Below are 22,314 nucleotides of genomic sequence, written 5' to 3'. Positions count from 1 at the left end.
CATGAACAGACCTATTTTAACGATTGTTGTTCCATGTTACAACGAAGAAGAAGTATTCACAGAGACATCTTTTCAATTAACTACTGTAGTAAAAGAATTGATAAATGAACGTCTCGTATCAAGTGAAAGTACCATTTTATTTGTAGACGATGGAAGCAAAGACAGCACGTGGTCGCTTATTGAAAAAGAAAGCTGCAGTAATTTATTTGTAAAAGGGTTAAAGCTAGCGCGAAATGTAGGACATCAAAATGCTTTGCTCGCAGGACTAGAAGCAGCCCATAAGCAATCTGACTGCGTCATTTCCATTGACGCAGATTTGCAAGATGATATCAACGTCATTCGTACTTTTGTAGAGAAGTATTGGCTTGGGTATGAAGTTGTATATGGTGTTCGAGACAGTAGAGAAACCGATACATTTTTTAAACGAACTACGGCAGTAGGATTTTACCGTTTTATGAATAAGCTTGGAATTCAGCTCGTTCAAAATCACGCCGACTTTCGTCTCATGAGCAAACGTGCTCTTGGTGAACTTATGAAATATAAAGAAGGAAACGTCTTTTTACGAGGCCTTGTACCATTAGTAGGATTTCGTTCCGCGGAAGTCACATATGACCGCAAAGAACGGACGGCGGGCGAATCAAAATATCCCCTAAAGAAAATGCTCGCTTTTGCATTCGACGGGATTACATCTTTTAGTGTAGCGCCAATACGCTTATTAACGCTGCTTGGAGGAGCTTCTTTTCTCTTTAGCATTGCGTTTGGTATTTATGCGCTGATTCAAAAATATTTAGATCATACGCAAATTGGCTGGACGTCTCTTATTTTATCGATTTGGCTTGTAGGCGGCTTGCAGCTAATGGGAATGGGTCTTGTCGGAGAATATATTGGCAAGATTTTTAACGAAGTGAAACAGCGTCCTAAATATGCGATTGAAAGAGATTTATATACAAAACACTCATTAGACAAACAAAAAGATTTGCTTATGCATTAACAAGAAGCTTCTCCTAAATGGAGAGGCTTTTTTTGTTAAAGCGTTTATCATAATTTTTAAGTGAATAGGAGATGCTACTACTAAAATTTCTAAGGAGATTAAAATCTATGAAAAGACTATTTTATACAGTCAGCACTTTTTGTTTTGTTTGGCTTGCTTTTGCAAACATTCATGTCAGCGCTCTTTCGATTGAGAAGCTTCCAATGAAGAAATCATCTGAACAATGGTCGGTTGAACTGACAAAAGCGAGCATGACGGGAGATAATCAGCTAAAGTGGAAAAATAACGTCTATCATACATATGGATTAACCGTTGCAAACATTGGAAAAGATGTAGAGCGCGTGCAGGTCCAAGCTTTTCGGCACGAAGGAAAAAATAAGGCGAAATACAGCTTGTTTTCTCCTATTGAAAGGTCTAACTTAAGCAAAAGCGGTCAACGTTTTCGCTATGCGAATTTTGCTGTTCCTGGAAAAGCGGCAGGTTTAGACATTATGATTAACTGGACGGACGAACAAGGCAATCATCAAGAACATTTTGAATTTAAATAAAAGTCTTCGCTTAGGCGAAGACTTTTTTTGCAGGAATTTATCCTCGCATGTGGAAAACGAACACAAAAGGAGAGATCGTGATGATTGCAAAAGCTACTGAAGAAGAAATACAGGAAATTCGGACGAAATCTGCTGATGCGCTGTTTGAAGGAACAATGAAGCAGTTTCATCCGTCAGCTGAACGCGTAAATGAATTAGTTGGTAATGCCCTTGAAAAAGGCTGTTATTATTTAGTTTCGAGACAAGAAAATAAACTCGCAGGCTGGGTTCTTATCGGCCCATCCGCCGACTTCTTTTCAAAAGAAGAAATTGGCTTTATCTACGAATTATATGTTGTACCGGAATACCGCGGGCAAGGTCTAGCCAAGCCGTTAATGCAAAAAGCAATCAATGAATTGTCTATCAAAGCATATCCTGAAATCAGACTCAGCGTTCATGCTGGGAATTTTGCACAGCATGTGTATCGTGAACTTGGATTTGTAGATAAACAAATATCAATGAGCCTGCAGGTGGTAAAACGTCCGTAACGTTAGTGAATGTCAGCGAGTCCATAAAACATAAGATGTTATACATGCGATGAGGTTCGGTAATGAAAGTAAAAGTAAATAAGTAGCCCAAACAGCGCCTTTATCTAGTACTTCAACGGCTCCTCCACCTGTATTGTCTGAGGAGGGGGGATCTTCAAGCGCGTTCATAATCAGAGCCGCCGCTGCTAAAATAATCCCTCCAATGCTTCCGGTTGTTTTGACAATTGCAACGTGGAAAGTAGATGAAAAGGCAATGCTAAGAAGCAGCAGCAAGCTTCCCAAAAAAGCAGATAACATATATCGTTTCATGTGCTCACCATCCTTTATAAAATCATACCATATTTTACTTCTTTTTTCTTTTTATTGAAAAGCTATTGACGTAACCTATAAAACATATTAGAATAGTCAGAAATAATTTAAAAGCGAAATATTCTTATCTAGAGAGGTGGAGGGACTGGCCCTTTGAAGCCTCAGCAACCACAATTATTGAATGGTGCTAATTCCAGCATAGCCTAGCTCTGACAGATAAGAAGAGGAATCTTTTTCTATGATGAAACCCTCTTCTTAGGAAGAAACATTTCGTATAGAAAAGGTGATGACATTGAATAATAAACAAACGGCTTTATGCATTGACGATTATTTAGATCTATACTTATTAGCAAAAGAAATAAAAGACGAAACGTGGCAGCAGGAAATCTTAGCCGCGCTAAAAACGCAGCAAAGTCGTTCATTTGAAGAAAAACAATCCGCCCTCGTTCAAGAGATATGGGAAGATTTTAAACAGTTAAATGAAGATATTTCTTTTACGTATCGCTTGATTCAAGAAGAGCCAACTAACGAACAATTTCAGGCTAAATTAAGGAAATTAAGAGAACGGCGGATCACGCTGAGCCGTGAGTTATATTTAGCTAAAAAACAGTATGTTGAACACACGCAATAAAAAGATCCGCTTGATAAACAAGCGGTTTTTTTGCATGAAAATGTTAGAATCGTTATATTTCGGGTAGTGAATAGATAAGAAAAGCAAAGGAGGGATAACAGTGGCACAAGGTGTATTATGTGAAGTGAATGAGTGTATGTATTGGAAGTCCGGAAATAAATGCAGTGCAGAGTCCATTTACGTTGTGAGTCCTGAAAGTAGTCACCATGTTTCTGAAACGGAAGAACCTGGCTGTAAAACTTTTGAACCCGCGAGATAAATGCTAGTTTTTATAAAAAAGCATAAAATGAACGATGCGCTGACGGAGTTGAGTCGGCGTTTTTCTATTTCTTAAAAATACTATTACTTAGGTGCAATAATAAATACATAGTAAAAATGCAGTGTCTGCATCTAATTGTGCGTTTAAACAAAATGATAAGATAATTTTTTCGTTTTTCGACAAAAGAAAAGTGAGAGAAAGGTGATAGAATACAAATATATAGCCTAGCTGACTTTTAGCACAAACTTATATGAAAGCGCTAACAAAAGGCTGTATTCATCTCGTTTTGACAGATTGGAAAAAGGGGAGACGTTTATGCAGGGGAAAACTCAGGGGAAAGAATTGAAACGCGGGTTAGAAGAAAGACATGTGACGCTGATGTCCTTAGGAGCAGCCATAGGGGTAGGGCTGTTTCTTGGATCTGCATCTGCTATTAAATTAGCAGGACCAGGAATATTATTGGCGTACGGATTTAGCGGAATGATTATGTTTTTTATTATGAGAGCACTTGGAGAAATGGCGATTCAAAAACCTGTTGCAGGTTCATTCAGCAAGTACGCACGCGACTATTTAGGGCCGCTTGCTGGTTATTTAACAGGTTGGAACTACTGGTTTTTATGGGTTGTAACATGTATGGCTGAAATTACAGCCGTTGGTATTTATATGGGGTATTGGTATCCGGATGTACCAAACTGGATTTGGGCGTTATCGGCGCTTGTCATCATGACAACGGTTAACTTCTTAGCTGTTAAGGCATATGGTGAACTGGAATTTTGGTTTGCACTTATTAAAATTTTAGCGATTGTGTTAATGATTGCAGTTGGATTATTAATGATTGTGTTTGGAATCGGCAACGGCGGCGTTGCGACTGGTATCAAAAACTTGTGGGACAACGGCGGACTGTTCCCGAACGGATTCAAAGGTATTTTGCTGTCGCTGCAAATGGTTATGTTTGCGTATTTAGGAATTGAAATGATCGGCGTTACCGCAGGAGAAGTGAAAAATCCGGAAAAATCTTTAGCAAGAGCGATCGATTCTGTCTTTTGGCGTATTCTTATTTTCTACGTCGGTGCATTATTTGTCATTATGTCAATTTATCCTTGGCAAGAAATTGGTTCACAGGGAAGTCCATTTGTATTAACGTTTGAAAAAATCGGCATTCCAGCGGCGGCCGGCATTATTAACTTTGTCGTGTTAACAGCAGCTCTTTCTTCTTGTAACAGCGGTATTTTTAGTACAGGCCGTATGCTGTTTAACTTAGCAGAGCACGGAGAAGCGCCAAAAGGATACAGCCAGCTTACAAAAGGCGGCGTACCGGGAAAAGCAGTTTTAGCATCAGCGGGTGCGCTATTAGTAGGAGTAGCGTTAAACTACATTGTGCCTGCCAAAGTATTTACGTGGGTAACAAGCATTGCAACATTCGGTGCGATTTGGACATGGGGAATTATTTTGCTTTCTCAAATTAAGTATCGCAAAACCTTAAAAAAGGGTGAAGAGGCAAAGTTAAAATATAAAATGCCTTTATTTCCGTTAACGTCTTATGTGTCACTTGCATTCTTAGCGCTGGTTGTTGTTCTTATGGCGTACAATCCAGATACAAGAATTGCAGTTGTCATCGGACCATTATGGTTTATCGGTCTTATTATCGCGTACTACGCAAAAGGATTCCACAAACGAAGTCAGAGTTCAGCTGGGACTGAGCAAAAGCTAGTGAAATAAACGAAGAGACCTCTTTCTTGGAAAGAGGTCTTTTTTCATTAGTTTATGTGCGAATGCTTAGTTTCGAGTTATGGATATATAAATGTAGAAAATATTCTATTTATTCTGTACTATTTAGCTATGAAAGAGAACTCATGAGTTATTGAATGACAGCCAAAATAACGGCTAGCATTACGCTTCTTAAAGCCAAATAGGACGTCGAAAAGTCGGGAGAGAATATGGAGAAATGATTGAAACATTTAGTGAAAAAGATATAAAAGGTTTGCTGCTGCTATCGCGGCTAGAAAAATGGGATTATAGTGAAGCGGATTTACATACAATTTTTTCATCTGGAAACGTATTTGGGCATAGAAATGAGAAAGGTGACATTGTATCAAGCGTAGCAGTAGTTTTATATGAAAATCAGTCAGCTTTTATAGGAATGGTAATTGTGAGAAAAGATTACCGAAAACAAGGGTTAGCCGGGCAGCTCATGAAGCACTGTTTGCAAATTCTTTCCCCTGAGGTGAATGCCTACTTAATTGCGACAAAAGAAGGTGAGCACTTATATAAAAAAGCAGGGTTTAAAACCGTGGACTATGTAAGTAAATATATAAGCAATGAATACATACCAAGAGCATTTAAAGCTTCAGGGTTTTATACACGATCCTTAACGAGAAGGGACTTCAAAGAGGTTGTAAAGCTTGATGAAGAAGCATTTGGAGATAATAGAAAGCTATTTTTAAAAAGTAGAATTCAGCAAGCTGAAAAAGCAGTTGTCTTACAAAACGAACAAAATAAAATGACAGGTTATGGTTTAGCGGTTCGTACCTCGAGCAATATCGTGATTGGTCCCGTAGTTGCTCCAAACGCTGAAGAAGCAATGCTAGTCATTGATGAAATAGCGAAGAATTACAAAGAAAAGCTGAGAATTGACCTGTCTTCTCATGAGGAAACGTTAAAGAAATTTGTGGAAAATCACGGATTTCAGCTTCAAAATGAGCCTCCTGTTATGGCGTATGGTGTCAATTCCCTACCTGCTAGACAGGGCAATCTTTTTGCTATAGCAGCTCAGGCGTTTGGATAAAAAGAAAGGAGAAGCTCCTTTCTTCGCGTCTACCGAATTCTATCAATTTTAAACCCATTATCAATTTGATGAAATCCGACTTTTGGATAGTAGTTCATAGCAGAAGGAGCGGAAAGTAAAATCAGCGCAGTTTCTTCACCGGTTTCCGATTGAACGTGTTTGATGAGCTGTGTGCCGATTCCTTGATTTTGATAGTCTTTTACAACAGCTAAATCCGATAAATAGCAGCAGTAGCTAAAATCTGTTAACGCTCTGGCTATGCCAATGAGTTCGCTGTCGCTCCAAGCGGTAACAGTAAGAGAAGCGTGATCAAGCATTCTTTGAATCCGATCAAGATCTTGTGCAGGACGTTTAATACCGGAATGTACAAATACTTCAGCAGCTTGTTCCGCACGTATTGAAACGTTGGTTTTATACGTGATAGTCATTGCGTCATCTCCTTGATTTATAAGATATAGTCCAGTATATGAAGAACTTGAACTGAGAGTAAGTGTCAGAAACAGCGAATTTAATAGTATCAGTTAGAAAGGAAAGAATACCATGTTAGAGTTAATGCCCTTGCTCAATAAAAGAAAAGCAGATCCCATATACATGCAGCTTTATACTTACATAAAGAAACAAATTCAAAAAGGTACCATTCCACCTTATGAAAAACTGCCTTCCAAACGAAAGCTAGCTCTTCATTTAAGCATTAGCCAAAATACGGTTGAAGCGGCTTACGTACAGTTAGAAACTGAAGGCTATATCGAGATACTAGCCAGGAAAGGAGCATTTGTAAAAGAGATAAAAAATGAAGTCGTGCTTCAAGAACTGCCTCCTATCTCTGTATCTCTGCAACAAGAAGATCAAAAATCAACTGCCATTGATTTTAGCCATGGAAAGATAGACGTAGAAAAATTTCCGTATAACACGTGGAAAAAGCTAACGGTTCAAACTATTTATCATGATGAAAGCCAGCTCTTTTATAGCGGACATCCACAGGGCGAACTGCTGCTTCGTCAAGAAATTGCAGCGTACCTTTATCATTCAAGAGGAGTGCGCTGTACGGCGGAGCAAATTGTGATAGGTGCAGGTACGCAGTATCTTATGTGGCTGCTGTCTGTCATCTTGGGGAAAGAAAAAATAATTGGATTCGAAAATCCAGGTTTTCACCGGACGAGGCACGTTTTTCAAGAACAAGGCATGTCAGTTATCCCTATTTCTCTCGATAATTCTGGCTTAAAAGTGAAGGAACTGAAAGAAAGCGGAGCGGGTGCGGTGTATATTACGCCGTCTCATCAATTTCCTATTGGTATGGTCATGCCCATAGCAAGAAGACTTGAACTACTAGAGTGGGCGGCAGAAACGAATGGCTATATCATAGAAGATGACTATGACGGAGAATTTCGCTATAAAGGAAAACCGATTCCGGCCCTTCAAGGATTAGATCAAGACGATCGTGTTATTTATACGGGTACGTTTTCAAAATCGTTGATGCCTTCTCTTCGAATAAGTTATGCCGTGCTGCCACACCGGCTTCGTAAAAGCTATGTGAAGCACTGCGGACTTTTTAAACAGCCTGTTTCAAGGCTTCATCAGCATACGCTTTTTCTGTTTATGAAAGAAGGGCACTGGGAGCGTCACTTGAATAAAATGAGAACAGCATACCGTAAAAAACAAGCGCTGCTGCTAGATTGCTTGACTGCTATTATGGCAGAACGTGTAGATGTTATTGGAGAACATTCTGGATTGCATATTCTTCTTGAGGTAAAAAATGGAATGAGTGAGCAGAAACTAATAGAAGCAGCTGCCAAGCAAGGGGTAACGATTTATCCAACATCTATTTATTATCATAGTGCCGGTGACAACAACACGCCCTATGTATTGCTTGGATTTGCCGGACTGTCTAATGAAGAAATAAAAACAGGTGTAAACCTGCTGTTTAAAGCTTGGTTTGAACAGCAGGATTGAGAGATACGCTAGGGGGATTTCTATGAAAGTAAAGCGGAAATTATTTGGCTTATGGACAGGAGAGCTTACGGCAGCTTTAGTGTTTGCTGCGCTGTGGGTAGGGTACTTAAATGAGTTTCCTCATCTAGGTTTTTACTTAACAACATTTTCTAGTGTGTATGCTTTTATCATACTTGAGTTTATCTTGTTTCAAGGAAGCTTATACTGGTTTATGAAATGGAGGCGAGTGAGCCGAAAAGAAGATTCTCATTTGCCCTCCAGCTACATTCAATTGTTTCTGCTTTTTAAAAAACTGAATATAATTCTTCTTGCGTTAGGTTTAGGTGTACTCATTTACCACTGTGTGCAGTTAGGGGTTAAGGGACTTGCTTTTTTTCTAGGCCTTTACGCGTTTGTTTGGATTGAATATATTAACTACTATGTGATTAGACTTTCTTATCAAAGTCCAAGTGAAATCAAAGAGTTTTTTGAGCAAAAAGGCTTTAAGCGGTCTATTTTAGCAAGAGAAATAGATAAAAACCAGCGCGTTTGATTATACAGACTGCGCTGGCTTTTTTGTCTGGAAATCGAGAATTTTTGAAAATTAGTGGATCTGTAGGTAAAGGAAAGTTTGATAGGAAGAGGATGCTTCTTGTAAGGAAGATACGAATGTATAAAAAAGAGGTGTTACATTCATGCGGTTGTTTCTTGACCAGTCATGGTTTGCGAAAAATGATTTTCTTAGTTCGGCTGTGAGTTCAAGCTGCACGCCGGCTTTTAACAGGTTATCGTTCACAATATTTTGTTCGCTTGTTCCCGCTATGTTAGAAGGAGCGTCACGGACGGTAAAGCCGTGTTTGCGCAGTGATTGCTTCACCAGCTCTTTATAAAGCTGATTTTTTCCGCCTACATATACGATAGGCTGACTCCCGCTATAGCCGTGAATCGTCATGACGGACATACTTTGCTGAGCCATTCCTCTAGCAATCGGTTCATCAAAGTTTTCTGAGGTTATGTGCAGAACCCCGTTGTTGCTTGATTTGATGCCTTCGAATAAATAATAAGAAGCGGAAAAGCGATCAGCGAGTTCTTTGGCAACTTCTGATGTACCTGGTTCAATTCCGCCGCCGTGAATGGCCATGATGGATAAGTAGCTAAAGCGCTGCTCGTAGCGAATGTCGTAGTCTTGGTGAAGAATTTCGTGCTGCTGCAGTTCTGCATAAGAGGAGTAATAGTCACCGCTTGCATAAGAGGGAGGGAAAACCAAAAAGCAGTACATCAGAGACAACAAAATGCTTGTACTCCATTTGAATAAACGGTTCATTAATAATCACCTCCATTTATTCTATGATAAATAGAGGTGATTATTAATTTTTTCGCTTTTTGATAAAATGCCAGTTTACTTGAAACTCAATAGGCTCGCGTTCTAATCTCCCCCACTCATCAAATCTGCTGTAATAATCGATAACTTTATCCACTTTGATTAGCCTCCACTTTAAAAATTAGTTATAGTAAATTATAACAAAAATAGAAATAGTTAATAGGTGCATTTATGAAAAAGTGAAGAGAAAGGAGGGAAAAAAGTGACCGCAGCTTTTATTAGTCGTCTCGCGCTATCAGGTTTTTTAGGAGCTTTAGTTGGTTTAGAAAGAGAGTTTAGAGCTAAAGAAGCGGGTTTCCGCACTCATTTTTTAGTTGCTGTCGGCAGCACGCTGATTATGTTAATTTCGAAATACGGCTTTTCAGACGTGCTTCATCAAGATCATATGGCTCTTGATCCCAGCCGGATTGCAGCTCAAGTAGTAAGTGGTATTGGTTTTTTAGGAGCAGGTATGATTATTATTCAAAAGCAGCATATTAGAGGGCTCACCACAGCCGCAGGCGTATGGGCCACTTCGGGAATTGGTTTAACCATTGGGGCGGGTATGTATACAGTCGGCATTAGTGCAACTGTACTGGTGCTGATTGGCTTAGAAATATTGAACGTCATGTTTACATCTCTTTCTACTCATTCCCTTTTAATTAAGTTTGGTGCAGCGGATCAAGAGAATATTTATGAGCTGCTTGATAAGATTGAAAAAGAAAATATTATGATTTCATCCTATGAAATTCACCAAGATCATCATCAAGGAGAACTGTTTTATTTCGTTGAAATAAAAGGAAAGGCAAAAAAGAAACGAAATAAAATAGAATTGATTAAATCGATTCACTCTATGGCTCACGTGTTATTTATTGAAATTGAATAAGCACTCATTTATTTTTTCAAAAGAGAATGGTAGATTTCGTGTATGTAGGTGCTTCTAGCGGTTGATTGGAGGGTAAGGCGAAGACTCCTGCGGGAAAAGCGGAACAGGTGAGACCCCACAGGAGCGTAAGTGACGAGGAGGCTCAGCAGCCGCCCGCGGAAAGCGAAGCCTTGCACGGAAATCAACCGCGGTGTTAAAAGTAATCCATACTAACTCATTTATCCAATTTGTTCTCTCTATCTTGCTTAAACCGTTTTGCTGTGTTTTATCATAGCAAAAAAAGGCTATTACCTAAATATAGAGAATTTTACTGGAGGTTATAAAATGAAAATTGGAGTTGTAGGTGCTACAGGAAAAGCAGGAAGTTTTATCGTGAAAGAAGCTTTAAACCGCGGGCATGATGTAACGGCAATTGTACGTGATGCGAGCAAAGTAGATGAACGAGATGTTCGAACACTGGAAAAAGACATCTTCAATATCACGGCAAAAGATATCGAAGGCTTGGATGCAGTAGTGAATGCGTTTGGAGCTCCTGAAGGAAAAGAACATCTGCATGTAGAAGCGGGGCAGTCGTTAATTCATGTATTTAAACAAGCTCCGGACGTTCGTCTTCTTGTTGTAGGAGGAGCAGGCAGTTTGTTTGTTGATGAGGAGAAAACGACGCGTCTAGCAGATACGCCTGATTTTCCAAAAGAGTATAAAGCGACAGCTGACAACCAAGCTCAAAATTTAAAAGACTTAGAAAGTACAAGCGATATTAATTGGACGTTTATTAGCCCAGCAGCATTTTTTAATCCTTCAGGAAAACGAACGGATGCTTATAAAACAGGGAAAGATCATGTTATTTTAAACTCAGAAGGAAACAGCCATGTTAGCTATGCTGATTACGCGATTGCAGTCATTGATGAAATTGAGCGAGGAGAGCATGTAAACGAACGCTTTACCGTTGTATCCGACGCTAGATAAAAGAAAAGCCGCTTTATGCGGCTTTTTTTTGTGCATGATATACTATGGAAAAAGAAAAGGAGTCCAGCAGAAAATGGAGAATAAAGAAAACGTAGCACTAACGTTTTATAGTGAAGCCTACGAGTCATCTATACATAGCTATACGCTGCCTGAAGAGCAGCTCATTTATACAGCACTTCCCGCTGAAGCCTTAGCTAGGTGTGAGCAGGAAAGAGACAGAACGCCCGTTTTGATTGTGGCAGAAAACAAACTAGCCGGCTTTTTCGTGCTCGACGCAGGGGAAGCCGTTAAAGAATATACCGAGAGCTCCGGCGCGCTTTTAATACGGTCGTATTCCATTCATCCTGATTATCAAGGAAATGGGATTGGAAAAAAGTCATTAAAGCTTCTTCCTTCTTTTATCAAAAAGCACTTTCCGACTAAAAATGAAGTGGTGCTAGGGGTGAACCATAAAAACACGGCGGCGCAGCATCTGTATAAACGAAGCGGCTTTGTTGATACAAACCGGCATATTTTTGGAAGCCAAGGAAAGCAGTTTGTTTATCAGATGGACATAAAAAAAGCTTGAACAAAAGTTCAAGCTTTTTTCTTATATAACAAGTAGGAAGCTAGAGCAAATAGGCAGTGCTACAAGTGACGTTTTTAATACGGGAGCAGGGACGCGATTTGTGAATTTTGCTCCAATATATGAACCGACCATTGTGCCGACTACTACTTGGATCAACAGTGGAATATCTAAAAAGCCCTGCTGATAATAGCCCATTCCTCCGCCGATGGCAATTGGAATAATAACGAGCATTGTCGTTCCGGCCGACTGGCGAATAGACAAGCCTAACACCATCATAAGGCCAAGCTGGATAAATGGAGTTGATCCAATTCCAAACATTCCGGACAGAGCGCCGGTAATTAAGCCAATTAGTAAAGAGTAGACGACAAATTTAGCTCCTGTTGGAACAGTACGTTCTTTTTGCTGACGGGAAAATAAGAACATTCGTAGCCAAAGCAAAACACCAGATAGTAAAAGCATGCCGGCTGTTAACCATTTTAGCTCGCCTTCTGGGATAAAGGATGAAAGATTAGACCCAATCCAAGCGCCTAATGCACCGAGGATACCAACAGAGATACCGGATTTTAAAGATACGTTACCTTCGCGGTAATGACTGACTGCGCCAGATAAAGAAGAGAAAATCATTGCGGTAAGAGCGGTTGCAAGAGCAACGTGTACAGATACGCCGTACAGCAGCGTTAAAATTGAAATAATAAAACCTGATCCGCCTGCTCCGACAAATCCTAAGATCAGTCCGACGGCTAACATTGTTAAAACAATTGAAACATCCATAAACTAATTCCTTCTTTCAACACTTATTCTATGCAGACACATAACATTTTTAGCAAGTGCTACGTTCTTCATTTAAACATGAATTTTTTATGACGTCCAATGTATAATTTATATGAAATTGATAGTATTATGTAATAAGCAAAGGATGTGAAAAAATGGAATGGCAGCAGCTCGAATATTTTAATGTTGTAGCTCAAACGGAACATTTCACAAAGGCCGCAGAAAAATTATCAATCGCACAGCCTACGCTCAGCCGCTCAATTTCTAAATTAGAATCAGAGCTTGGCGTGCCGCTATTTGAACGAAAAGGAAGGCAAGTTATTTTAAATCGATACGGACGGCTTTTTTACGAACGAACGGCCAAAGTATTAAACGAAATGGAAGAAGCGAAACGTGAGCTTTCGGATTTGATTCATCCTCACCGCGGCAGTATTTCGTTTGCTTTTTTAAAATCATTAGGCGCTTCGTCCGTCCCAAAACTAGTTCATGCTTTTTTACAAGAGTATCCGAACGTTCAATTTCAAATTTTTGAGAACGCCACGAACATCATGCTCGATCAGCTTCAAACGGGGGAAATTGATTTTTGTATGTCTTCTGTAACGGAATCTAGGTCAGGAATTCAGTGGGAATATTTATGGAAAGACGAGCTTTACGCGTATGTCCCTGATACGCATTCTTTTGCCTCAAGGCAAGTGCTTTCGATTTCGGAGTTGGCTCATGAATCGTTTATCGCGTTAAAAAAAGGATATGGAAGCCGAACAATTTTTGATCAGCTGTTTGAAGAGGCCGAGATTATTCCAAATATTACGTTTGAAGGAGAAGAATTTTTAACGGTGATTGGTTTTGTAGCGGCTCATTTAGGGGTTGCCTTGCTTCCTGAAATAAAGGGAGTAGACTTGCGAGGCATTAAAAAAATAAAGCTCAAAGAAGACTCAGCTTCAAGGGTAATTGGGATTGCGTGGAACAAGGATAAATATTTAACTCCTGTTGCGAAAAGGTTCCAGGAATTTTTAATTCAGTATTTCAAAGACCATCATACGGGAGGAAAACGATGAAGAAAATTGCTTGCCTGCACGCTCATCATTCGAACATCTCTTATATAGAAAAAGCGCTGCCGTTTGCGAACTGTATGCATTTCGTAGACCCTGGACTTGTACATCGGGTAACAACCGACCCTAAGTTGGCAGCGGAGTCAGCAGCTGTAAAAGTAGAGAAGCAGTTAAAGTGGATGGAAGAATGTTCAGCGGATGCCATTTTACTCACGTGTACGAACTACATTGCTCTTTTACCAGAAGCATTTACAAGCGATATTCCAATTGTGAAAATTGATGAGCCTTATTTTCGCCGAATATGTGAAATAGAAGAACCGCAGCTTATCGTGTTTACAAATCCGGAGACCGTAGAGGGAACAATGAAGCGCCTAGACGAATTTGCATGTTATCAAAATGTAAAGATAAAGGTTCGCCCTGTTGTGATAGAAGGTGCTTTTGAACTAGTAATGACTGGAAACCTAGAGAAGTATAAACAGAAGGTGAAACATGTCTTGCATGAGCTAATAAAAGAGCATAACACTGTTGTTTCAGTGGCGCAGCTCTCGATGGTAGAAGCAGCGGCGGAGGTAAGCGACCGTATTATTACGCCTCTTCAACCGTTAGCGGAAGAAGTAAGAAAAATAATTATTAGGTCATAAGAAATGAAAGAAAGAAAAAAATAAATGGTAAAATATTCACTTTATTTTGACAAAAATTTCATTTCCCTATATGATAAGTAGTGTTATAGAAACCACTTATTATATAGGGGAGGCATCGTTTTGTGAAGAAAGCAAATGCACGCGATAAGATTTTAGAAACAGCATCGCGGCTTTTTCAGCTGCAAGGCTATCATGCAACAGGATTAAATCAAATTATTAAAGAGAGTGGGTCGCCAAAAGGGTCTCTTTATTATTATTTTCCAAAAGGAAAAGAAGAACTGGCGATTCACGCTGTTCAATATACGAATAAATACGTCCAAGTTCAAATTAGAGAAAGTTTAAATAAATCTTCTGACCCAGCGCAGGCTATTCAGTATTTTATTGAAGAATTGTCCAAGCAGTTTGAACACGAAGAAAGTATTGCTGGTATGCCTGTTGGACTGCTGGCTGGAGAAACGGCGCTTATTAATGAACCGCTGCGCGAAGTCTGCTACGCAGCGTTTCAAGATTGGGAAAAACTTTTTAGAGAAAAAATGATAGAGAGCGGATTTCAAGAGAAGCAAGCAGGAGAGCTTGCAGTTGTAATCAACTGTCTGATAGAAGGCGGTATTTTGCGTTCGTTAACAGAAAAAACAAGCGCTCCTTTGCAGCAGATTCAGCAGCAGATTCCGGTTCTGATTCGCAAATAAAAAAAGCTTTTCACTTTTAGAGTGGAAAGCTTTTTTTTATGGATTGACGGAATTTGGCATATATTGATAAAATTTAAAGGTATATTTTCTGAAAATTCTATTTCTTAAAAAGAGAAAGAAAGGAGTAGCTTGTGATTTTTACTATTATTCAAGCTGATGATACGTGGGCACTATGGGGAATTCTAGCGATTTGGGCTTCTGTTAGTATTTTTCTCGAACAAAAGTATAAGTGGGCTTCTTTTCTGTCAGGAGCTATTATTGCGCTAGCAGGAGCGCTTATCCTATCAAATTTAAAAATTATTCCAACAGAGTCTCCGGTCTATGATGCGGTTTGGGCGTATCTAGTACCGCTTGCCATTCCATTATTGTTATTTCAAGTCAATATGAAAGAATTATTTCAAGAAAGCCGGAAACTGCTTTTTATTTTCTTAATCTGTGCAGTAGGAACGGTCATAGGGAGCACAGCAGGCTTCTTGTTGTTAAAAGATTATATTCCTGAACTAGCAAAAATTGCAGCTGCTATTGGCGCTTCTTATGTAGGTGGAGGGGTTAACTTTGCTACCGTTACGGCCAAATTTGAACCATCAAGTCAAATGGTTTCCGCGACGGTGGTTGCTGATAATATGGTCATGGCTTTACTGTTTGCCGTGTATATGTTTGTTCCTTCTATGAAGTTTTTTAGGAAACATTTTAAGACGCCTCATATTCAAGAAGTAGAGGCCGGGCAATATGGAGAAAATGATCGTCATACGCTTGCAGAAAAATATTGGGCAAAAAAAGAAATTTCGTTAAAAGACGTGGCGGCTTCCATTGGTACATCATTTTTTCTAGTGGTTGTATCTTTTAAATTAGCCGAATGGTTTGGAACAATCATTCCAGCCGGTCCAAATGCTTCCGTAGTTCAAACGTTATTACATACTATTTTGAGCGAAAAATACTTATTGCTTTCCACACTTACGTTTCTTGTCATTTATCTGTTTCCTTCGTATTTTAAAAACATTAGCGGAAGCCAAGAAATCGGCACATACTTCATTTATATTTTCTTTGTTGTCATTGGAGTGCCGGCGTCCATTCCATTAATTGTTGAAAAAGCACCTCTTTTGATTCTATTTGTGCTCATTGTGGGGATGAGTAATTTGATAGTGGGACTGCTTTTAGGAAAAGTATTTAAAATTGATTTAGAGCATATTTTACTGGCGAGCAATGCAACGGTAGGGGGACCTACGACAGCAAGTGCAATGGCGATTGCTAAAGGATGGGGAGGTTTGGTTGGTCCTATCTTGGTAGTAGGAACGCTTGGCTATATTATTGGTAACTATATCGGCTTTGCACTTGGCTATTGGTACTTAACATTTTAAATAAAAAAACGCCTCCTCTGATGACTCAAAGGAGGCGTTTTTTTATTTAGCGTGCTTGACTACTGATGATCGATAAAAGCGGCCTTTAAAGATATACGTAGCTGTAATAAATAAATAGATAGCTAGTGTAATAGTCGTAATAACAACGGAGGTTGTGCAGATAACACCAATTAAAATAGCGCTTAGTGCAATTAGGGCAGCCCACGTCGTATAAGGAAACCATTTAACAGAGTAGCTGCTCGGTGCTTCTGGCTGAACTTTGCGGGATTTTAAGTGTGCGATCGCAATAATCAACCAAATAAACAATACCGTATATCCTAGGGATCCCATCAAATAATCAAATGTTTTACTTCCTGCAAACAAAGAAATCAACACGCCGACATAAAGGGATGATGTACACATTAAAATTGCATAGACAGGAACTTTGTTAACAGAAAGTTTTGAAAATATCTTTGGCACTCGACCGTCTACTGCTTGCGTATATAAAATACGTGATGAACCGTAAAGTCCTGAGTTCATGGAAGAAATAACGGCTAGCAAGATCACGGCATTCATAATATGATCTGCTCCGGGAATTCCGATCATTTTAAATACCATCACAAAAGGACTTTGAGAAACGCCGTTCACTTCATTCCACGGAATTAAGCTCACGATGATAAAAAACGGGAACAGATAAAAAGCAATGATGCGCGTTAATGTGCTGCGCACGGCTTTAGGTACTACTTTTTCAGGGTTTTTTGTTTCAGCTAGCGTTACCCCGATGATTTCAGTTCCACCGTAAGAGTAGATGACAACTAGCATCGCCGTAATTAACCCAGTTGGTCCTTTAGGGAAGAAACCGCCGTGATCGCTTAAATTTGAAAAACCCGATGCGGTATGGTGACCAAATGATACAAATAGTAACAGAAGTCCAGCGATGATAAAGATCACAATAACCGTAATTTTAATCAAAGCTAACCAGTATTCCGTTTCAGCAAATGCTTTAACTGAAAGCAAATTAATGACTGTGACAATAACGGATACACCTAAAGCAAGCATCCAAATTGGATAATCAGGAAGCCAGTACTGAATAAAAATAGCGGCTACAACGGCTTCAGCTGCAATGTTTAACACCCACATTTTCCAGTAAATCCAGTCCAAAAAGTATGCGGGATAGCTTCCTAAAATCGACTGAACTAAATCACGAAACGTTCGTGCTTCACTATTTCGAACCGCCATTTCAGCAAGACCTTGCATGATGAATAGTAAAATAATTCCGCCAATTAAATAGGCAATGATAACTGATGGTCCTGCCATATCAATAGCTGAGCTGCTTCCTTTAAATAAACCAGCGCCAATTGCTCCACCTAGCGCCATCATCATAATATGACGTGAAGTCATTGTTCGCTGCAAACCTTGGTTGTCCTTCTTCATGACTTTTCCCTCCACTTTTTTATAAAATAAAAAAAGCTTATCGTCTCCTACCTCATTATCAAATGAGAGAAGAGACGATAAGCTTTAGCTAACCGCGGTACCACTCTTGTTGGCTCTTAAAGAACCCTGCTTAAAACCTGATAACGAAGGTTAGACGTTAAAACTTAGAGAACACTTCTGCATTCTTTCTGAATTACCACTCCTGGGCGAGTTCAAAGTATTATTGGACTACGTTACACCAACCCGTAGCTCTCTTGACCGAATAATAAGCTTTTACTACTCCCAATCGCTGTGTTTTTGATTAAAATCTGAAAGTTCTTGATGAATAACCATTACTATACGTGCTTCTTTTTTTTTTGTCAACAGCTATTTTTGAAAAAGTAAAAATGATTTCACTCTACTTTTATAGAACTCAGGACTGGTTATTTTGGTAAAAAAATCAGTCGTTTCACCTAATTTTCACCAACTCTGCTTACATTAAGAAATATGAAAAAGGAGTTGTTTTGACAAATACATAGGTGAGGAGAATGAATAGAGTGAAAAAGATGATGTACGTCCGGTTTGGACTGGATCTTTTAATGGCCGTTACGTTTGTTTTGTTTTTTAACAAGCAAGTATTGGGAGGGTTAACGTTTCATGAAATTGCGGGGCTAGCGATTGCCGTCGCCTTTTTTACCCATGTGCTATTAAACTGGCAGTGGGTAAAGAAAGTTACGGTTAAATTATTTGATCGAAAGCTTCCGCGCAGAACAAAGTTCGGTTACTTTTTAAATATCATGCTGTTGATTACGATGTCATTTATTATGATTAGCGGTATTTTTATTTCAAGAGTAGTATTTCCAAATATTAATGTTGGGAACGAACAGTGGTTTAAGGTTTCACATATTTCCGTATCATTTTTAGTGTTAATTTTAGTAGCCGCTCACATAGGTCTTCATTGGCAATGGGTTATAAATGTATGTAAAAATATGACGAAATTCAAAAAGTCAAAGAAAAGCTTGAGCATAGCAGCTAAGCTCACAACCGCTGCGCTGTTAGTCATTGGCATATACGAAATAAATGAAACGGGTTTTCTTGGAAAACTTGGAGGAGTAGCGAGAGTGCTGAATGTAAGTTCCTCAGATATGCCGCAAAAAGGCGGTGGGAAGCCGGATTTTGATCGCCATTCATTTAGCGAGAACAAATCTTCTGCGACGGCATCTGCTGGTCACGAACGTCCAAACTTTGATCACGATGGCGGAGGTTTTGAAAGAGGGATGAAAGGAAAAGAAGGCGGTTTTGAAAGTCCAAATCCTTTTGTTGTAATCGGTACTTATTTTGCTATTATGTCAGTTTTTATTATTGTTATTTATTATATTGAAAAAATATTAACAGGTGTGAAGAGACGTAAAAAAATAACGGGTCCTGTTGCGGAAATTTAAAATAAAAAATCTTTCTATTTCACCGTTTTTTCATTGTACAGAAGTAAAATCATTTATGTAAAAGCGAATGCTTTGCAAAATTAAAATGAGATAAACTTAGGTGGTGGAAATCGTGAAACAACACACACAGCCTGAAACGGAACATAAGAAAAATTGGTTTATTAATGCGCTATTAAATTTTGGTATTTATAAAAAAGGAAATCGGCACCTATACGAACTGACACTTCAAGAGTTAGAAGCTCAATATGTAAAAGTAAAATCATTTATGTATAATCAGGAACCTCTTTCGCAATGATAAAAAAGCACTCAGTGTATGAGTGCTTTTTTTATATGAGAAAGTCTTATTCTTTGACAGGCAAAACTGTACAGATTAAAATCACAGTATATTTTAAAGTTACAGTTTTAAATGACACATATTATAGGAAGGAAATAGTTTCTACCTATAATATGCCACTATTTTTGACCGTATCATTTTTGGAGGGAAATAAAATGACAAATAAAAAGTATGAGCCGCTTTTACAGCCATTTACTTTTTCAAATGGCATCAAATTAGATAACCGCGTTATTCTTGCGCCTATGACAAATTTTTCATCAAATGAAGATGGAACAGTATCAAATGCAGAAGTAGACTACTATGTACGACGTTCAAAAGGTGTTAGCATGGTCATTACAGCATGTACATACGGAACGCCGAATGGAAAAGGATTTCACGGAGAGTTTGCTGCAGACAGCGATGAAATGATTCCTAGCCTGAGCCGTTTAGCAACAGCAATTAAAGATCAAGGGGCAAAAGCAGTTCTTCAAATTTTCCACGGAGGCCGCATGTGCCCGCCTGAGCTTGTTCCAAATGGGGATATTGTTAGCGCAAGCGCTGTTGCCGCAGAACAAGAAGGAGCACCGGTGCCTCGAGAGTTAACAAATGAAGAAATCGAAGGCATTATCCACGATTTTGGTGAAATGACGCGCCGTGCCATTGAAGCAGGATTTGACGGAGTGGAAATTCACGGAGCAAATAATTATTTAATTCAGCAGTTCTTTTCTCCACATTCTAATCGTCGCGAAGATAAATGGGGTGGCAGCGTAGAAAAACGTTTAACATTCCCACTAGCAATCGTAGACGAAGTAAAACAAGCCGTTTCTAAACATGCAAAAGAGCCATTTTTAGTAGGCTATCGCTTCTCGCCAGAAGAGCCTGAAACGCCTGGAATTACAATGGCTGATACGTTGAAGTTAGTTGATGCACTAGCAGAAAAAGACCTTGATTACCTTCACGTATCGCTAATGGAATTCTGGTCAAAACCGCGCCGAGGCGTGGAAGATACTCGTTCACGTATTGAAATTATTCAAGAGCGAGTAGGAAGTCGCGTGCCTGTGATGGGCGTAGGTTCTATTCATACAGCAGACGAAGCAGCAGCAGCTCTTGAAACGGGTATTCCACTGCTTGCGATTGGCCGTGAATTAATTATGGATCCAGACTGGGTTCAAAAAGTCAAAGAAGGCCGCGAAAATGAAATTGTGACAACATTAAGCAAAAAAGATCAGGAAAAGCTTGTGATTCCTGACCCGCTGTGGCAAGCCGTTATTAACACGCCAGGCTGGTTCCCGGTTGAAGATTAAAAGAAAGACAGAAAAGCGCAAAGACGATGGGACTGCCCCCGTGTCTTTGCGCTTTTTGCTTTTTTATAGAATAACGATTTTGAACCATTAATTTACAAATGAACTTCTTTATGTTTGAATAGTAATAGTTTTCTGAAAGTGAGGTGAAACAATGAAAGCAGGCCCAATGGTAAAGATGATGGTTTCAATGAGTATTTTTGGTTCAATTGGTTTTTTCTCCACACAAACTGGACTGCCTTCTTTCGATTTAGTATTTGTTCGCTGTATTTGTGCAACGCTTTTTCTCGGAATGTGCTGGTTTGTAACGGGTGAATATAAAAGAGAAAAATGGAATGCCAAAGAAATAAAGCAGATTTTACTGTGCGGAATATTTCTTGTGTTTAACTGGGTGTTTCTATTTAAAGCATTTGAAATGATGTCCGTTACGGTAGCTATTTCTATTTATCATCTTGCACCCGTCTTAGTATTGCTTCTGGGAAGCTTTATCTTTAAGGAGAAATTAACGGTTCTTGGCGTTATGTCTATTTTCATTTGTTTTGTGGGAACACTTCTGATTATTGGGGTGAAGGAACTTACGATTGATGGCTTCATGTCGTCAGGAATACTCTGGGCGCTTTTAGCCGCTTTGTTTTATGCATGCACGACGCTGCTCGGCAAAGGAATTATTCATATGAGTGCTTATGCTGTTACATTTCTTCAGACTTTTTTAGGAATCTTTCTATTATTGCCATTTGTTCATTTTAATAATTTTCATTTCCTGACAACGGCCAATTGGACAGCTGTTTTAGTAACGGGCTTTGTACATACTGGTTTAGTGTATTATTTGTTTTTCGACAGCCTGCGCTATTTAAAAACTCAGGTGATTTCGGTTTTAGTGTTTTTAGATCCAGCCGTTGCTATTTTATTAGATACAGCGTTCACGGGATTTCTCCCAACGATTCTTCAGCTGGCAGGCATTGTTTTAATCTTTTTAGGCATGATTTTTACCTTAAAGCGAAAACCATCATCTAAAAAAAATATTTCCAATACGAAAGTTCAAAAAAGCATATAGAACTTTCGTAGGTGTTCGTTCATTAAAATAAAGGGGAGCTAGTCATGAAAGTCAGTAAGCAAAACGCAGAACACTACGTGTGGGGAGGAAAATGCGATGGGTGGCACCTAGTGAAAAATAAAGACGTAAGTATTATTCATGAGCGTATGCCTCCTTATACGGAAGAGGTAAGACATTATCACTCAAAAGCACAGCAATTTTTCTTTGTATTAAAAGGAACAGCTTCTCTAGAAGTAGACGGAATTATTTATGATGTAAAAGCACATGAAGGAATAGAAGTGCTTCCGTCCATTCTTCATCAAATGATGAATCGTTCGAGTGAAGAGGTTGAGTTTCTTGTTATTTCACAGCCCTTTGCACAAGGAGACCGCATAGCTGTTGATGAAGATAAAGACTAAGCATAGATAAGTCTATTTTTACTAGTCCTAACAGTAAGCGAAGAATACCGTCCAGTACAATAGTACCTTTTCATTCAGTAAGTGAAATATTATGCCTAATAAAATAAAAATACTTTTATTGCAGAGCAGAAATGTGGTAAATTAATA

Annotated in this window: 26 protein-coding genes, 2 pseudogenes, 1 riboswitch and 1 other annotated feature; of the genes and pseudogenes, 22 read left to right on the top strand and 6 right to left on the bottom strand. The window is 39.1% G+C overall.

Features of this window, described 5'->3' with window-relative positions; genetic code table 11:
• Nucleotide 1: 1 nt before the first annotated feature.
• The 3 genes from U9R83_RS19775 to U9R83_RS19765 all read left to right on the top strand — a co-directional run bounded on the left by U9R83_RS19775 (nucleotide 2) and on the right by U9R83_RS19765 (nucleotide 2,066).
• A complete protein-coding gene (locus U9R83_RS19775; protein WP_115654769.1) occupies nucleotides 2-991 on the top strand; it encodes a glycosyltransferase family 2 protein in 990 nt (329 codons plus the stop codon).
• Nucleotides 992-1,098: 107 nt separating this feature from the next.
• Nucleotides 1,099-1,539 carry a hypothetical protein gene (locus tag U9R83_RS19770; RefSeq protein ID WP_014458605.1) on the top strand — a complete coding sequence of 147 codons (441 nt, stop codon included), beginning with the start codon at nucleotides 1,099-1,101 and terminating at the stop codon, nucleotides 1,537-1,539.
• Between the two features lie 80 nt (nucleotides 1,540-1,619).
• Nucleotides 1,620-2,066, top strand: a complete 447-nt coding sequence (locus tag U9R83_RS19765; RefSeq protein ID WP_042991951.1) for a GNAT family N-acetyltransferase — start codon at nucleotides 1,620-1,622, stop codon at nucleotides 2,064-2,066.
• 12 nt (nucleotides 2,067-2,078) lie between these two features.
• Here U9R83_RS19765 and U9R83_RS19760 read toward each other — a convergent pair whose 3' ends face one another.
• Entirely contained in the window at nucleotides 2,079-2,375 is a 297-nt protein-coding gene (locus U9R83_RS19760; RefSeq protein ID WP_115654767.1) for a hypothetical protein, read from the bottom strand.
• Between the two features lie 121 nt (nucleotides 2,376-2,496).
• Nucleotides 2,497-2,598, top strand: a riboswitch (SAM riboswitch).
• A gap of 69 nt (nucleotides 2,599-2,667) precedes the next feature.
• On the opposite strand from U9R83_RS19760, the gene U9R83_RS19755 reads away from it, so the two are divergent.
• The 4 genes from U9R83_RS19755 (at nucleotide 2,668) to U9R83_RS19740 (ending at nucleotide 6,050) form a co-directional block, all read left to right on the top strand.
• Nucleotides 2,668-3,006 carry a hypothetical protein gene (locus U9R83_RS19755; RefSeq protein WP_014458608.1) on the top strand — a complete coding sequence of 113 codons (339 nt, stop codon included), beginning with the start codon at nucleotides 2,668-2,670 and terminating at the stop codon, nucleotides 3,004-3,006.
• A 100-nt stretch (nucleotides 3,007-3,106) separates the two neighbouring features.
• A complete protein-coding gene (locus tag U9R83_RS19750; RefSeq protein WP_016765258.1) occupies nucleotides 3,107-3,265 on the top strand; it encodes a DUF1540 domain-containing protein in 159 nt (52 codons plus the stop codon).
• A 315-nt stretch (nucleotides 3,266-3,580) separates the two neighbouring features.
• Nucleotides 3,581-4,984: an alanine permease AlaP gene (gene alaP / locus U9R83_RS19745; RefSeq protein WP_243549868.1), complete on the top strand. Its 1,404-nt coding sequence runs from the start codon at nucleotides 3,581-3,583 to the stop codon at nucleotides 4,982-4,984.
• A 226-nt stretch (nucleotides 4,985-5,210) separates the two neighbouring features.
• Complete coding sequence (locus U9R83_RS19740; protein WP_209367663.1) at nucleotides 5,211-6,050, top strand: GNAT family N-acetyltransferase; 840 nt, start codon at nucleotides 5,211-5,213, stop codon at nucleotides 6,048-6,050.
• A 29-nt stretch (nucleotides 6,051-6,079) separates the two neighbouring features.
• Here the strand turns inward: U9R83_RS19740 and U9R83_RS19735 are convergent, their stop codons facing one another.
• On the bottom strand, nucleotides 6,080-6,478 hold the full coding sequence (locus U9R83_RS19735) for a GNAT family N-acetyltransferase (protein ID WP_209367661.1): 399 nt from the start codon (nucleotides 6,476-6,478) through the stop codon (nucleotides 6,080-6,082).
• Nucleotides 6,479-6,590: 112 nt separating this feature from the next.
• On the opposite strand from U9R83_RS19735, the gene pdxR reads away from it, so the two are divergent.
• Together pdxR and U9R83_RS19725 are read left to right on the top strand one after the other, a co-directional pair.
• On the top strand, nucleotides 6,591-8,000 hold the full coding sequence (pdxR, locus tag U9R83_RS19730) for a MocR-like pyridoxine biosynthesis transcription factor PdxR (RefSeq protein WP_209367659.1): 1,410 nt from the start codon (nucleotides 6,591-6,593) through the stop codon (nucleotides 7,998-8,000).
• A gap of 22 nt (nucleotides 8,001-8,022) precedes the next feature.
• Complete coding sequence (locus U9R83_RS19725; protein ID WP_014458614.1) at nucleotides 8,023-8,532, top strand: hypothetical protein; 510 nt, start codon at nucleotides 8,023-8,025, stop codon at nucleotides 8,530-8,532.
• A gap of 51 nt (nucleotides 8,533-8,583) precedes the next feature.
• On the opposite strand, the gene U9R83_RS19720 is transcribed toward U9R83_RS19725, so the two are convergent.
• Both U9R83_RS19720 and U9R83_RS19715 read right to left on the bottom strand, forming a co-directional pair.
• Nucleotides 8,584-9,303, bottom strand: a complete 720-nt coding sequence (locus U9R83_RS19720) for a poly-gamma-glutamate hydrolase family protein (protein ID WP_243549866.1) — start codon at nucleotides 9,301-9,303, stop codon at nucleotides 8,584-8,586.
• Nucleotides 9,304-9,358: 55 nt separating this feature from the next.
• Nucleotides 9,359-9,457 (bottom strand): annotated as a pseudogene (locus tag U9R83_RS19715) (class I SAM-dependent methyltransferase); the annotation flags it as partial.
• A gap of 105 nt (nucleotides 9,458-9,562) precedes the next feature.
• Here U9R83_RS19715 and U9R83_RS19710 point away from each other — a divergent pair.
• From U9R83_RS19710 to U9R83_RS19695, 4 genes and pseudogenes are all read left to right on the top strand, one after another.
• Entirely contained in the window at nucleotides 9,563-10,225 is a 663-nt protein-coding gene (locus U9R83_RS19710) for an MgtC/SapB family protein (RefSeq protein ID WP_014458617.1), read from the top strand.
• 76 nt (nucleotides 10,226-10,301) lie between these two features.
• Nucleotides 10,302-10,499 (top strand): annotated as a pseudogene (locus U9R83_RS19705) (hypothetical protein); the annotation flags it as partial.
• Nucleotides 10,500-10,549: 50 nt separating this feature from the next.
• Nucleotides 10,550-11,191, top strand: a complete 642-nt coding sequence (locus U9R83_RS19700) for an NAD(P)-dependent oxidoreductase (protein WP_116739418.1) — start codon at nucleotides 10,550-10,552, stop codon at nucleotides 11,189-11,191.
• Between the two features lie 73 nt (nucleotides 11,192-11,264).
• Nucleotides 11,265-11,759, top strand: coding sequence for a GNAT family N-acetyltransferase (locus U9R83_RS19695; protein WP_116739416.1), 495 nt, complete (start codon nucleotides 11,265-11,267; stop codon nucleotides 11,757-11,759).
• Between the two features lie 21 nt (nucleotides 11,760-11,780).
• On the opposite strand, the gene U9R83_RS19690 is transcribed toward U9R83_RS19695, so the two are convergent.
• Nucleotides 11,781-12,530 (bottom strand): sulfite exporter TauE/SafE family protein, encoded by a 750-nt coding sequence (locus U9R83_RS19690; protein WP_016765247.1) that lies wholly within the window; start codon nucleotides 12,528-12,530, stop codon nucleotides 11,781-11,783.
• Between the two features lie 155 nt (nucleotides 12,531-12,685).
• Between U9R83_RS19690 and U9R83_RS19685 the strand changes: the two genes are divergently transcribed.
• From U9R83_RS19685 to U9R83_RS19670, 4 genes are all read left to right on the top strand, one after another.
• Nucleotides 12,686-13,585: a LysR family transcriptional regulator gene (locus tag U9R83_RS19685; protein ID WP_014458621.1), complete on the top strand. Its 900-nt coding sequence runs from the start codon at nucleotides 12,686-12,688 to the stop codon at nucleotides 13,583-13,585.
• A complete protein-coding gene (locus U9R83_RS19680; RefSeq protein ID WP_140451048.1) occupies nucleotides 13,582-14,220 on the top strand; it encodes a hypothetical protein in 639 nt (212 codons plus the stop codon). The genes U9R83_RS19685 and U9R83_RS19680 overlap by 4 nt, the downstream gene beginning before the upstream one ends.
• Before the next feature lie 122 nt (nucleotides 14,221-14,342).
• Entirely contained in the window at nucleotides 14,343-14,909 is a 567-nt protein-coding gene (locus U9R83_RS19675) for a TetR/AcrR family transcriptional regulator (RefSeq protein WP_014458623.1), read from the top strand.
• Nucleotides 14,910-15,040: 131 nt separating this feature from the next.
• Complete coding sequence (locus U9R83_RS19670; protein WP_042991952.1) at nucleotides 15,041-16,267, top strand: DUF819 family protein; 1,227 nt, start codon at nucleotides 15,041-15,043, stop codon at nucleotides 16,265-16,267.
• A gap of 42 nt (nucleotides 16,268-16,309) precedes the next feature.
• On the opposite strand, the gene U9R83_RS19665 is transcribed toward U9R83_RS19670, so the two are convergent.
• Nucleotides 16,310-17,680: an amino acid permease gene (locus U9R83_RS19665; RefSeq protein ID WP_014458625.1), complete on the bottom strand. Its 1,371-nt coding sequence runs from the start codon at nucleotides 17,678-17,680 to the stop codon at nucleotides 16,310-16,312.
• Nucleotides 17,681-17,747: 67 nt separating this feature from the next.
• Nucleotides 17,748-17,979 (bottom strand) — a binding site (T-box leader).
• 228 nt (nucleotides 17,980-18,207) lie between these two features.
• On the opposite strand from U9R83_RS19665, the gene U9R83_RS19660 reads away from it, so the two are divergent.
• The 5 genes from U9R83_RS19660 to U9R83_RS19640 all read left to right on the top strand — a co-directional run bounded on the left by U9R83_RS19660 (nucleotide 18,208) and on the right by U9R83_RS19640 (nucleotide 22,167).
• On the top strand, nucleotides 18,208-19,101 hold the full coding sequence (locus tag U9R83_RS19660) for a DUF4405 domain-containing protein (protein ID WP_243549864.1): 894 nt from the start codon (nucleotides 18,208-18,210) through the stop codon (nucleotides 19,099-19,101).
• 109 nt (nucleotides 19,102-19,210) lie between these two features.
• Nucleotides 19,211-19,396, top strand: a complete 186-nt coding sequence (locus U9R83_RS19655) for a Fur-regulated basic protein FbpA (protein ID WP_033580328.1) — start codon at nucleotides 19,211-19,213, stop codon at nucleotides 19,394-19,396.
• Nucleotides 19,397-19,590: 194 nt separating this feature from the next.
• Nucleotides 19,591-20,718, top strand: a complete 1,128-nt coding sequence (locus U9R83_RS19650; RefSeq protein ID WP_115654755.1) for an NADH-dependent flavin oxidoreductase — start codon at nucleotides 19,591-19,593, stop codon at nucleotides 20,716-20,718.
• Between the two features lie 151 nt (nucleotides 20,719-20,869).
• Nucleotides 20,870-21,769, top strand: coding sequence for a DMT family transporter (locus U9R83_RS19645; RefSeq protein ID WP_243549862.1), 900 nt, complete (start codon nucleotides 20,870-20,872; stop codon nucleotides 21,767-21,769).
• A 44-nt stretch (nucleotides 21,770-21,813) separates the two neighbouring features.
• Nucleotides 21,814-22,167 (top strand): cupin domain-containing protein, encoded by a 354-nt coding sequence (locus tag U9R83_RS19640; protein WP_226554981.1) that lies wholly within the window; start codon nucleotides 21,814-21,816, stop codon nucleotides 22,165-22,167.
• The last annotated feature ends 147 nt before the right edge of the window (nucleotides 22,168-22,314 follow it).

Origin of the sequence: Priestia sp. LL-8 (genome assembly GCF_036227845.1) — a bacterium.
GTDB classification, from domain to species: domain Bacteria; phylum Bacillota; class Bacilli; order Bacillales; family Bacillaceae_H; genus Priestia; species Priestia zanthoxyli.
The sequence above is the reverse complement of the archived record's forward strand: the minus strand, read 5'-3'. Positions and strand labels throughout refer to the sequence as shown.